Raw genomic sequence first — 12,721 nt, forward strand, 5'->3', positions numbered from 1 at the left:
CAACCTCCCCCTGCATGCAGGGGGAGGAGACAAGCACGGCGCTGCTCCCTTCACGGAAGGTTCGGAGAACCACACGACTCCCTCCGCCGCCAGCATGGACGGAGCGGAGACCCCCACGACTCCCTCCTCTGCCAGCATGGACGGAGCGGAGACCCCCACGACTCCCTCCGCCGCCAGCACGGACGGAGCGGAGACCCCCACGACTCCCTCCGCCGCCAGCATGGACACAGCGGAGACCCCCACGACTCCCTCCGCCGCCAGTATGGACGGAGCGGAGACCCCCGCGACTCCCGCCGCCGCTAGCATGGACGGAGCAGAGACCCCCACGACTCCCTCCCCTGCTTGCAGGGGAGGGTTGGGGAGGGGTTGGGTTCTTGCCCTGGCCTCACTCGCCCTCATCGTCCTTCCCCTTTCCGTCCACGCCGACAAGATCCGCGATCTTGCCCAGGTGGGCGGCGTGCGCAGCAACCAGCTGATCGGCTACGGCCTGGTGGTGGGCCTGGATGGCAGCGGCGACCAGACCACGCAGGCACCGTTCACCACGCAGAGCCTGGAAAACATGCTGGTGCAGTTCGGCATTACGGTGCCGGCCAATGTGCGCCCGCAGTTGAAGAACGCCGCGGCCGTGACGATCACCGCGCAGTTGCCGCCGTTCGCCAAGCCGGGCCAGACCATCGACGTCACCGTGGCTTCCATCGGCAACGCCAAGAGCATCCGCGGCGGCGAGCTGCTGATGACGCCGCTGCGCGGTGCGGACGGCAACGTCTATGCGATGGCGCAGGGCAGCGTGGTGGTCGGCGGCGTCAGCGCGCAGGGCAAGAGCGGCTCCAGCGTGCAGGTGAATATCTCTGCCAGCGGCCGCGTGCCCAATGGTGCTTCGGTGGAGCGCAGCGTCGCCTCGTCGTTCGCCAGCAGCAACGGCGATCTCATGCTCAACCTCAATACGCCTGACTTCACCACGGCCACGCGCATCGCCGAAGCGGTGAACCGCACCTACGGCGCAGGCACGGCCAACGCAGTGGACGGCGGTTCGGTAGCCGTGCGCGGGCCGGCCGATGCCAGCCAGCGCGTGGCTTGGCTGGGTGCGATCCAGGCGCTGGACGTCAATCCCGGCGATGCACCCGCGCGCGTGGTGGTCAATTCGCGCACCGGCACGGTGGTGATCGGCTCGGAAGTGCGTGTGACGCCGGCGGCGGTGGCGCATGGTTCCATCCAGGTGACCATCAGCGAACAGCCGCAGGTGAGCCAGCCGGCGCCCTTCAGCAAGGGCCAGACCGTGGTGGTGCCCAGCAGCAATGTGCAGGTGAGCGAAGACGGCGGCCACATGTTCAAGTTCGGGCCCGGCACCAACCTCGACACCATCGTGCGCGCGGTGAACCAGGTGGGCGCCTCGCCCAGCGATCTCATTTCCATACTGCAGGCCTTGAAGCAGGCCGGCGCGCTGCATGCGGAGCTGGTGGTGATCTGATGACGTTGCCGGGCGACGCCGCGAAGAGCCTCAACACCTGGACGGATCTGTCCGGGTTCCAGGCATTGCGCCAGAGCGCGCAGTCGGATGCGAAATCCGCGCTGCCGGCCGTGGCCAAGCAGTTCGAGTCCATCTTCACGCAGATGATGCTGAAGTCGATGCGTGAGGCGAGCCCCGGCGATGGCCTGGGCGACAGCGATGCGGGCAATGCGTGGCGCGACATGTTCGACCAGCAGATGTCGGTGAACCTCTCGCAGCAGGGCAACGGGTTGGGCATCGCGCAGATGCTGATGCGCCAGCTCGGCGGCGCGACGTCCGGCAGTTCGACGAGTGCCAGCGACGCCACCCAGGGCAACGACTGGCAACAGCGACTCCATTCCGTGGCCGGCGCCGCCAAGGGCGCCGGCACCCAGGTGCTGAAGTGGCTGCCGCAGGATGCGCAGGCATTCGTGCAGCAACTGGCGCCGTATGCGCAGAAGGCAGCCGAGAAGCTCGGCGTGTCCGTGCGCGCGGTACTGGCCCAGGCGGCGCTGGAAACGCAATGGGGCAAGCACATGCCGTCCCATTCCAACGGCGATACCAGCAACAACCTGTTCGGCATGAAGGCCGGCGGCAGCTGGGATGGCGAAAAGGTGAGCGTGCCTACGCTGGAGTTCGAGGGTGGTGCCGCCGTGCATCGCCGCGCCCAGTTCCGTTCCTACAGCAACCCGGGCCAATCGTTCGATGACTACGCGCAGCTGATCGCCGACAACCCGCGCTATGCGAAGGCACTCAACCACGGCGAGGACGTGGTGGGTTTTGCGCACGGTCTGGTGAGCGGCGGCTACGCCACCGATCCGTCCTACGCCCAGAAGATCATCGCCATTGCCAACAGTCCCGCCATGAAGGCGGCGCTGGACGGCCTCAAGAATATCGGCAGCGCGCCGAACCCCTCCGAGTAATCTGCCAAGGAACGAACCATGTCCAACCTCCTCAGCATCGGCTCTTCGGGGCTCAATGCCGCACAGGTGGCACTCAGCACGGTTGGCAACAACATCACCAACGTCAACACGACGGGGTACAGCCGCCAGACCGTGGTGCAGAACGAAAGCATCTCGGTGACCGGTGGCCGTTACACCATCGGCAGCGGCGTGGACGTGGATTCGGTGCAGCGCGCGTACAGCGACTTCCTCACCAGCGCGGTGTGGAGCAGCAATGGCAACCTGCAGCGCGCCACCACGTACAACAGCCTGGCCACTACGCTCAACAGCATGCTGAGCGCCAGCGGCAACCTGCAGGGTTCGCTCGACAGCTTCTATGGTGCCTTCGACACCGTGGCGAACACGCCGGGTGTGTCCTCCAGCCGCCAGTCGCTGCTGGGCAGCGCCGGTTCGATGGTTACCGTGTTCAACACGCTGGCCCAGCAGTTCACCTCGCAGCAAAGCCAGGTGAACAGCCAGATCGGCACCACGGTCAACAGCATCAACAGCACCGCAAGCAGCATCGCCGACCTCAACGCGAAGATCCGCCAGTCCGGCCAGAACGTGCCGAACGATCTGCTCGACCAGCGCGACACCATGGTGCAGACGCTTTCCGGTTACCTGGGCGTTTCCACCTATACGCAGACCGACGGCACCATCAGTGTCTATGCCTCCAGTGGGCAGGCGCTGGTGAGTGGCGACAAGTCGTTCGCGTTTTCCACCGGCAACGATCCCTACGACGGATCGCGCACCAACGTGCTCGACAACACCGGCACCGACGTCACGTCCAAGGTCAGTGGCGGCACGCTGGGCGCGCTGCTGGACTATCGCAGCAACGTGCTCGATCCGGTGCAGAACCAGTTGGGCCAGGCCGCGGTGGCGTTGGCCACCAGCGTCAACACGCAGCAGGCCAAGGGGCTGGATCTCAATGGCAACCAGGGCCAGGCGATGTTCTCCATCCCGTCGCCGGCGGTGTTGGCCAACGTCAACAACAAGGGAACGGCAGCGGTGTCGGCCAGCGTCAGCGATGTGTCGCAGCTGTCCACGTCCGACTATGTACTGAGCTACGACGGCAGCAACTGGAACCTGGCCACCACCAGCGGCCAGAGCGTGCCGATGACGGCCAATGGCGACGGCACCTACTCGGCCGAAGGCGTCACCTTCAGTCCATCGGGCAGTGCGCAGGCGGGCGACAGTTTCCAGATCCGTCCCACGCGCAATGCGGCCAGCGGGCTCACGCTGACGATGACCGATCCCAACGGCATCGCCGCCGCTGCGGCGCTCACATCCAGCGCGGCCAGCGGCAATACCGGCACGGGCAGCATTGGCTCGGTCACGGTGACGGATCCGACCAACGCGGCGCTGCTCAACAAGGCCACGTTGAGCTTTCCCACGACTGGCACCTACCAGGTCACCGACAGCACGGGCACGGTGATTTCCAGCGGCAGCTACGCGCCGGGGCAGACCATCGGCGCGAACGGCTGGAGCGTCACGCCGTCGGGCACGCCCGGCGCGAACGACAGTTTCACCATCGGCATCAACTCCAACGGCCTCAACGACACCAGCAATGCGCTGGCCATGGCGCAGCTCGCCGACAAGGGCGTACTCAACGGCAGCAAGCAGTCGGTGATCGATGCGTACGGCACGCTCACCACCAACATCGGCACCGTAGGTAGCCAGGCGCAGACCACGCTCACCACGCAGACCAGCCTGTACAACCAGGCGGTGTCGGCGCAGCAGAGCGTGTCCGGCGTGAATCTCGACGAAGAGGCCGCGAGCCTCGTGCGCTACCAGCAGGCCTACCAGGCGTCCGCGCAGGTGATCACTGCGTCGCAGACCATCTTCAGCAGCCTGATTTCCGCGATTCAGGGATAAACCGCCATGCGTCTTTCCACCAGCTGGATGTACCAGCAGTCACTTGCCACCATGCTCAACCAGCAGAGCACGATGGCGGCCACGCAGAACGAGGTCACCACCGGCGTGCGCATCAATGTCGCCTCCGACGATCCGGCCGGCGCCGGCCAGGTGGTCAGCCTGGGCCATGTGATTGCGGCGAACACGCAGTACTCGACCAACATCGACAGCGCCACCACACGACTCAATACCGAGGCGAGCACGCTCGATTCGGTGAACAGCGCGCTCGACAGTGCGCGCACGCTGGCGCTGCAGGCGATCAACGGCACCATGGGCGACAGCGACCGCAAGAGCATTGCAAGCCAGTTGAGCCAGATCCGCGACCAGCTGGTGCAGCTTGCCAATACCACCGACAGCAACGGCAATGCGTTGTTCGCCGGCACCAGCACCACGCGCGCGCCGTTCCAGGTGGGCGCGAACGGCGTGGTGAGCTACGCGGGCAACGACAGCCAGCAGCATGCATCGATCGGATCGGGTCTGCAGGTGATCACCGGCGATGCCGGCTCGGGCCTCTTCATGAACATTCCGACCGGCAATGGTTCGTTTGAAGCGAGCGCCGGCGGTTCCGATACCGGCACGCTGCTGGTGGGCGCCAACAGCGTCGCCGACCTTTCCGCGTGGAACAGCACCAAGAATGCCAGCGGTGGCGGCTACACCATCACGTTCGGCACCGGCGGCAGCTGGACGGCGGCAGATGCCAACGGCAATCCCGTGCTCGACAGCAGCGGTAACGCCGTGGGCGGCACATATCAGGACGGTGGCTCGATCACGTTCAACGGCATGACCATCGCCATGAGCGGCACGCCGGATGCGGGCGACACGGTGTCGGTGCAGACGGGTGGCCAGCAAGACATCTTCAGCACGCTGAGCAGCATGATCGATGCGTTGCAGAGTGGCGCTTCGGATACGCAGCTGACCAACGTGATGAGTCGACAGGTCGAATCGATCGACCAGGCGCAGTCGCAGCTCAGCGCAACGCAGGTATCCATCGGTGGACGGCTCAACACGCTCACGCAGCAGCAGGGCGTCTACAAGGATCTCAACGTCACCTACCAGACGGCGTTGTCCGATGTCGCCGCCGCCGATCCGTACACGGCGATCAGCAACCTGTCGCTGCAATCGGCGGCACTACAGGCATCGCAGCAAGTGTTCGCGCAGGTGAAGTCGATGAGCCTGTTCAACTACATCAAGTAAGCGCGCGACGACGATGATGCATGCGCGCAGGAAACTGCGCCGCGCATCCGGACATGCGACGAGGAGGGCGGAAAACACGGCGGTTTGATGGGCAGACAAGTGAGCGGCGTCACGAAACGCAGCACAGGCCTCAAGTAATCGCAAGACAGGCCGAAAAGCTCACTGAGGCGGATGGCACTCCACACACGGAGCCTTGCCGCCGGCACGAATAAAGCCAATCAGACCGGCCACCGGTTCCGCAGGAGAAATCCATGTCTCTCGTTATCAATACCAACGTTTCGTCGCTGAATGCCCAGAACAACCTGAGCAAGTCGCAGAGCGCCCTTTCGCAGGCCACGCAGCGCCTGTCCTCGGGCCTGAAGATCAACAGCGCCGCCGACAACGCCGCCGGCTTCGCCATCTCGCAGCGCTACACCACGCAGATCGGCGGCCTGAACCAGGCCAGCGCCAACGCCTCGGACGCCATCAACCTGGCGCAGACCGCCGGCTCCGCGCTGGACCAGGTGACCGCCAACCTGCAGGCCATTCGTGACCTGGCCGTGCAGTCTGCCAACGGTACCTACACCGACTCCGATCGTTCCTCGATCGACCAGGAAGTGCAGCAGCGCCTGGCGGAAATCACCCGCATCGCCAACCAGACCACGTTCAACGGTTCCAACGTGCTCGACGGCTCGATGAAGACCAAGAGCTTCCAGATCGGCGCCAACGTCGGCCAGACCATCAGCGTGAACCTGGGCACCAGCGTGAAGTCCAGCGCCATGGGCCAGATTGCCACCAGCTCCACCGGTGACATCAGCGCGTTGTTTGGTTCTACGAGTGCGACGGCGGGCACCGGCGGCGTTTCCACGGGCACGGGTGCTCCGGCCAGTTTCGACTTCAGCAGCGCCACGGGCACGAATGCCTCGTTCACCGTCGACGGCAATGCGGTCAGCCTGACCACCGACGTCACCGACATCAATGGCCTGAAGTCCGCCATCCAGACTCAGCTGGACACGGCTTCTGCTGGCAAGTACACCGTCGGTGTCGACGGCACGACCGGTGGCATCACGATCACCAACAACACCGCCGGCTCGGCCGCACCGGTCATCGCCGACAGCGATACGGGCGCTTCCACCACCGCCGTGTTCGGCGGCACTCCGACTACCACGGCCGGTACGGCTGGCGTGGCCGCTTCGTCGGGCGGCCTGACCCTCGCCGCCGGCGACCTGAACATCGACGGCAAGGACATCACCGGCTCGTTCGCCACGGTGCAGGATCTGTCGGACGCGATCAACGCTGCCGGTATCTCCAACGTGAGCTCGGCCGTCAGCGGCGACGGCAAGTCGCTGAACCTGTACTCCAGCAGCGCCCTGACCATCTACGGCACGGCGGCCGATTCGGCTTCCTCGGCTACCAACGCGCTGAAGTTCTCGGGTGCGGCGGCGACCTCCACGGCAGCCACGGCCATCACCACCTCGGGCAGCCTGTCCGGCGGTGACGTGAAGACGGTGGACGACGCCAACGCGCTGGTCTCGCGCGTCGACGTGGCGCTGAAGTCGGTCAGCGATTTCGCTGCCCAGCTGGGTGCCGTGCAGAATCGCTTCCAGTCCACCATCTCCACGGTGGCGGCGCAGACGACCAACCTGCAGGCCTCGCAGTCGACCATCCAGGACGCGGACTTCGCTTCCGAGACGGCCAGCCTCAGCAAGGCCCAGGTGCTGCAGCAGGCGGGCATCTCGGTGCTGGCCCAGGCCAACTCGAACCCGCAGCAGGTGCTGAAGCTCTTGCAGTAACGGACCGAAGGCCTGACCGCGACTCTCCCGGGTCGCGGTCACCTCGGCCGGAAACACCGTCGGGCGGATCGGTTTCGATCCGCCCGACATCACGGGAGCCACCGGCAAAGCCCTTGCGTGCGAGGGTTTTGCCGGGGGCTCGAAAACCTCCGCCGCAAGGCGGATCCATTCGGGAACGTAGAAGGCTACGCGATGACCACGACCAGCAGCGCCACCGGCAGCCTGAGCTCACTGCTCAATACGCTTACGGCGAATACGACGTCGGGCAGCACCTCGGGCAATAGCACCACGACGAGTGGAAGCGGCACGTCCACCAGCGGCTCCAGCACCACGAGTTCGGGTGGCGGCACGTTGAGCGCCAGCGGCATCGGTTCGGGCCTGGATGTCAGCTCGATCGTCACGGCGCTGGTGAACGCGCGCAAGGCGGCGTCGCAGCAGCAGATCGACACGCGCACCAGCCAGACCAACAACCTGCTGACCGGCCTGTCGTCGCTCAATTCCGCACTTGGCGGCATCCAGACCGCGCTGTCCACGCTCACTTCGATCAATACGTTCAGCAGCTACAACGCCACGCTGTCGCCGACCAATGGCAGCACCAGCATCGGTACGGCAACCACGATGTCCAGTGCCCACGCAGGCACGTACAACATCGACGTCAGCCAGCTGGCGACGGCGCAAAAGCGCGCGAGCGATCCCTACGCCACCGGTACCGCGGTGGGGCAGGGCACGCTGACCATTTCGGTGGGCAGCAGCACGATGAATGTGGCGGTGTCGGCCACCAATTCGCTCTCCGATATCGCCTCGGCCATCAATGGTTCGTCGTCCAATCCGGGCGTGACCGCCACCATCGTCAACGGCGTGAACGGCCAGCAGCTGATGCTCAGTTCCAGCAAGACCGGCGTCGCCAACGCCTTTACGGTCAGCTCCAATGCCACCAGCAGCAGCGGCCTGCAGGGCTTGGCAACCATGCTCAATACGGCGGGCAAGAACGAGGCGCAGGACGCCAAGCTCTCCATCGATGGCATCGACGTCACCAGCGCATCGAACGCGGTGTCGGGCAAGATGGATGGCGTCACCATCAACCTCACCGGCACGGGCACCAGCACGCTGACGGTGGCGCAGGACAACACCACGGCGACCAATGCCATCCAGGGATTTGTCGACGCTTACAACAGCTATGTCAGCACCGTGTCGTCGCTGTCCAGCTATGACACCAGCACGGGCGCGGCGGGCGTGCTGCTTGGCGATACCACGCTCACCTCGGTGCAGCGCCAGATCGCTTCGGTGCTCAGCAGCCCGGCATCGGGCAACAGCATCGGCACGCTGGCCAACCTTGGCATCACGCGCAACGCCGACGGCACGCTCGACCTGGATACGGACAAGCTCGCGGCAGCGTTCCAGTCCAATGCGTCGGCGGTGAAGGATCTGTTCACCGGCACCAACGGTTATGCGACGCGCCTCAACAAGTCGATCGCCAGCTACACGTCCAGCGGCGGCATCATCTCGACGCGGATGGACAGCCTCAACAACACGCTGACCCAGCTAAGCCAGCAGCAGACCGCGCTCAACACGCGCATGTCGACTTACCAGACACAGCTGCAGCAGCAATACACGGCGCTGGACACGCTGATGTCCTCGCTCAACAACACCAGCAGTTACCTGACCACGGCGCTCGAGCAGTTGACCAACTCCAACTCGAAGAACTGAACGGAACAGTGACCATGACTTACGGCTATGCGCGCAACGCCAGCGCGGTTTACCAGGACAACAGCGCGCGCGGCAGCGTCGAAGGCGCGGACCGACACCAGCTGACCAGCATGTTGTTCGACGGCGTGATCGACCGCATCAACCAGGCGCGCGGTGCCATGCGGCGTAGCGACGTGCCGGCCAAGGGCATGCACTTCAGCAAGGCGCAGGCGATCATCGGCGAGCTGCGCGGCAGCCTGGACCACAAGGCCGGCGGCACACTGACCGAACGTCTGGACGCACTCTATGACTACGTGAGCCGCCGCCTGCTGCACGCACAGCTCAATGACGACGAGCGCGCCATCGATGAGGCCGTGGACCTGCTGACGCCCGTGCGCGATGCGTGGCGCGAGATCCGCGAAACCTTTCTTGCCTCGCAGGGCCGCGCGTCCAGCGCTGCGGCGTAACCGAATCATGGCCATCGAGCGCATCCTGGACATCAGTGCACGCATGCTGGCCGCGGCGCGCGCCGGCGACTGGGATGCGGTGGCGCGGCTGGAAAGCGAGCGCCGCTGCGTGCTGGAACAGGTGCGCCTCGATGGACCAGCCGCACTTCCCGTCCTGAAAACCCTGCTGGCACACACCGAAGCAGTGCGCTCGCTGGCCGGCCAGCATCGCGAGCAGCTCGGCGAAGCGCTGGGGCAACACCAGCAGCGTCATCGCGCACTCAGTGCCTATCTCCAGGCCAGCCTGGACTGACACTCTCCACTGGCCAGCACCGATTCGAATCCGCGCATAATCCCCACGTATTCCAGCGACCCACAGACGGCCCGCGCTGAGCGACCGAGGGACCCATGCAAGACTCATCCTGGCAGGCTTTTTCCGAACGAGTCACCTACGAGGACGGCCTTCACGCCGGTTGTGCCGCGCTGGCGCAGCCGCTGGGCGATCTGCAGCTGTCGGCGATGCGCGAGCGCAATCTCAGCGTGCTCGGCACGCTTGCGGTGTTCAGCGAGCGCCGCATGGATGCCCAGGACGAGGAAAACCTGGTGGCGCAGGAGCTGCAGCGCCTCGATGGCAAGCTCAACGTCCTGATGGCCATGCTCGACCAGCTGCTTCGTCGCGACACCGAATTGCCGCCGCGCCTGCCGGTGCAGTTCAACGCCGTCGGCGCCGTTCTGCCGGGCGGGATGTGGCCGGCGGGGCAATTGCATGCGCTGGTGCGATTCCATTTCGATGGTTGCCTGGCGCTTCCGCTGGAGTTACCGGCGCGACTTGTACAAGAGCGTGATCAAGATCACACTTTCGTCGCGTTCGAGTCTTTGGACGATGTGACGGGTGACGCGATTGAGCGCCTCGTCTTCCGACATCACCGACGCAAAGTGGCAGGTCGGAAGCTGACGAGCTTTTAGGCCAGTGCCCACACACGGATGTGCTATGTGATGCACATCACGTTACGAAAAATCGACACGAAGATTCTTTGACGCTCTTCTCAGGCGAGTGTCGCACAGGGTCACTTTTCCCGGCTGCGCGCTGAAACGTTTAACCCCAATAGATTCAGTGATATGCCGCATACCCCTGCGTCGCGGACGAATAGACGCGCGCGTGTGTGACGCATACCGGCAGGGTGACTCCCCTGAAGGTGTCGAGATTTCGTTCAGTGCTGGCCTTCTTCTTGCTCGATGTGCCATGGGACCCGCGACGGAATGTCGACGGTTCTACAGAGCAGTGCAGTCAAGGTTCAGGGGTCCACCGATGAAGCAGCACGCACGAGAGTCAGGCATGGGGAAGTTCGACGTACTGGTGATCGAATCCGATCGCCGCAGGGCGGAATCCGTCGTTTCGGCGCTGGAGTTCCTTGGGTACCGTCCGCAGCACGGTGCCGAGTGCGAGTCCGTAGACGAAACGACGCATGCATGGCGTGCCGTCTATGTAGGCACCGTCAAGGATGATGGCGAGGCCGAGCGTCAGTTCGCGCACCTGGGGGGCGCCGCCGCCCATGCGATGGTGCTGCTGGCCGCCGACTCCGAGTGGGTATCCCGCCTGGGTTCCGACGCATCGCCGTTCGGCGCGCGCATCGGCATGGTGGAATTTCCGCTGCGCTACGAGCAGTTGTCCGAGACCCTGCGCGGCGGCCAGTTTTCGCTGCCGGGGCGTCGTCCGGAGTTGCGCCTGGTCGGAAGTTCTGGCCCGATGAACCGCGTGAACGCGCTGGTGCGCCAGGTCGCGCCGTTCGATTCGAGCGTGCTGGTGCTGGGTGAATCGGGCACCGGCAAGGAAATGGTAGCGCGCTCCATCCACGAATGCTCCGCCCGTCGCGACAAGCCCTTCGTGGCCATCAACTGCGGCGCGATTCCGGCGGAACTGCTGGAAAGCGAATTGTTTGGCCATGAGAAGGGCGCGTTTACCGGCGCCATCTCCACCCGCAAGGGGCGCTTCGAGCTGGCCGAGGGCGGCACGCTGTTCCTCGACGAAATCGGCGACATGAGTCTGCCGATGCAGGTGAAGCTGCTGCGCGTGCTGCAGGAGCGCGTGTTCGAGCGCGTGGGCAGCAACCGCACCCAGCGCTGCGACGTGCGCATCATTGCCGCCACGCATCGCAACCTGGAGCAGGCCATCGCCAACGGCCACTTCCGCGAAGACCTCTACTACCGCCTCAGCGTGTTCCCGCTGGAAATGCCGGCACTGCGAGAGCACCTGGACGACCTGTCGGAACTGGTGGCCGAATTCAACCAGCGCCTTTCGCGCCGCGGCCTGGCTGGCGTGCGCTTCAGTGCGGGTGCCATGCACGCGATGCACGGCTATGCGTGGCCGGGCAATGTGCGCGAGCTGTACAACCTGGTCGAGCGCCTCTCCATTCTCTATCCACACGCCGAAGTGCGCGTGGGCGACCTGCCGGAAAAATATCGTGGCCAGCAGGTGATCGAGGAAGTGCGCGGCGCCGCGCTGCTGTCGCTGATGACGGGCCAGTCGAGCGTGATGCCGGAGCCGATGACCGTGGTTTCCGCCGATTCGCTGGTGATGCTGCCCGAAGGCGGCCTGGATCTTAAGGACCACCTGGCCGACATCGAAGTGGGCCTCATCCGTCAAGCGCTTGACGTTACCGGTGGCGTCGTCGCGCACGCGGCGAAGTTGCTGCGCATGCAGCGCACCACGCTGGTGGAGAAGCTGCGCAAGTACGGATTGCAGCCGAGTTTGCAGGCTTGAGAGCAGGCTTGAGCGCAGAAGTGAGTGAAGAGGAGTGAGTAGTGAGAGAGAGCCGTGCTTTTCTCCCACTTCTCACTTCTCACTTCTCGCTCCTTACTCCTCATTTCTCATTCTCCGCCCATGGCACGCATCCTGCTTCTACACCCCAGAACACCGTCACGCGTTGGAATTCCGACATGAGCCAGATCGACGTCAATAACCTGCTGTCGCAAATGCGCCAGATGTCTTCGCAAGTGAAGCCGGCCGAACAGGCCTTCACGGCGGCCAAGCCGGTGCAGTCGGATTTCTCTAGTCTGCTCAAGCAATCCATCGCGTCGGTAGCCGATGCGCAGACCGACGCGGGCCGCCTTGCAGCGGGTTTCGAGCGCGGCGATGCCGGTGCCGATCTCGGTCGCACGATGGTGGCGGTGCAGAAGGCCGATCTGTCGTTGAACACGCTTTCGCAGGTGCGCAACAAGCTGGTCGATGCCTACAACAACATCATGAACATGCCGGTCTGACCGGCTCTTGACGCGCACGAG

At 64.7% G+C, this 12,721-nt stretch carries 11 protein-coding genes; all 11 read left to right on the forward strand.

From position 1 onward, the window contains the following. The first annotated feature begins 304 nt into the window (after positions 1-304). The 11 genes from VFG49_RS15380 (at position 305) to fliE (ending at position 12,700) form a co-directional block, all read left to right on the forward strand. On the forward strand, positions 305-1,468 hold the full coding sequence (locus VFG49_RS15380) for a flagellar basal body P-ring protein FlgI (RefSeq protein ID WP_414649150.1): 1,164 nt from the start codon (positions 305-307) through the stop codon (positions 1,466-1,468). After that, positions 1,468-2,409: a flagellar assembly peptidoglycan hydrolase FlgJ gene (gene flgJ, locus VFG49_RS15385; RefSeq protein ID WP_324862064.1), complete on the forward strand. Its 942-nt coding sequence runs from the start codon at positions 1,468-1,470 to the stop codon at positions 2,407-2,409. Before VFG49_RS15380 ends, flgJ begins: the two co-directional genes overlap by 1 nt. An 18-nt stretch (positions 2,410-2,427) precedes the next feature. Beyond that, positions 2,428-4,302, forward strand: a complete 1,875-nt coding sequence (gene flgK / locus VFG49_RS15390; RefSeq protein ID WP_324862066.1) for a flagellar hook-associated protein FlgK — start codon at positions 2,428-2,430, stop codon at positions 4,300-4,302. Between the two features lie 6 nt (positions 4,303-4,308). After that, positions 4,309-5,535, forward strand: a complete 1,227-nt coding sequence (gene flgL / locus VFG49_RS15395; protein WP_324862068.1) for a flagellar hook-associated protein FlgL — start codon at positions 4,309-4,311, stop codon at positions 5,533-5,535. Between the two features lie 251 nt (positions 5,536-5,786). Next, positions 5,787-7,307 (forward strand): flagellin, encoded by a 1,521-nt coding sequence (locus VFG49_RS15400; protein WP_324862070.1) that lies wholly within the window; start codon positions 5,787-5,789, stop codon positions 7,305-7,307. A gap of 192 nt (positions 7,308-7,499) precedes the next feature. After that, positions 7,500-9,014 (forward strand): flagellar filament capping protein FliD, encoded by a 1,515-nt coding sequence (gene fliD, locus VFG49_RS15405; protein ID WP_324862072.1) that lies wholly within the window; start codon positions 7,500-7,502, stop codon positions 9,012-9,014. 14 nt (positions 9,015-9,028) lie between these two features. Then, the gene (fliS, locus tag VFG49_RS15410; protein WP_324862075.1) at positions 9,029-9,460 is read left to right on the forward strand and encodes a flagellar export chaperone FliS; all 432 of its coding nucleotides are present in this window, start codon (positions 9,029-9,031) and stop codon (positions 9,458-9,460) included. 7 nt (positions 9,461-9,467) lie between these two features. Further along, a complete protein-coding gene (locus VFG49_RS15415; protein ID WP_324862077.1) occupies positions 9,468-9,752 on the forward strand; it encodes a flagellar protein FliT in 285 nt (94 codons plus the stop codon). A gap of 95 nt (positions 9,753-9,847) precedes the next feature. Next, the gene (locus VFG49_RS15420) at positions 9,848-10,405 is read left to right on the forward strand and encodes a PilZ domain-containing protein (protein ID WP_324862079.1); all 558 of its coding nucleotides are present in this window, start codon (positions 9,848-9,850) and stop codon (positions 10,403-10,405) included. Between the two features lie 370 nt (positions 10,406-10,775). Beyond that, the gene (locus VFG49_RS15425) at positions 10,776-12,200 is read left to right on the forward strand and encodes a sigma-54-dependent Fis family transcriptional regulator (RefSeq protein ID WP_324862081.1); all 1,425 of its coding nucleotides are present in this window, start codon (positions 10,776-10,778) and stop codon (positions 12,198-12,200) included. Between the two features lie 176 nt (positions 12,201-12,376). Beyond that, positions 12,377-12,700: a flagellar hook-basal body complex protein FliE gene (fliE, locus tag VFG49_RS15430; RefSeq protein WP_324862083.1), complete on the forward strand. Its 324-nt coding sequence runs from the start codon at positions 12,377-12,379 to the stop codon at positions 12,698-12,700. Positions 12,701-12,721: the final 21 nt, after the last annotated feature.

It is taken from the genome of Dyella sp. (assembly GCF_035685885.1).
Classification (GTDB): domain Bacteria; phylum Pseudomonadota; class Gammaproteobacteria; order Xanthomonadales; family Rhodanobacteraceae; genus Dyella.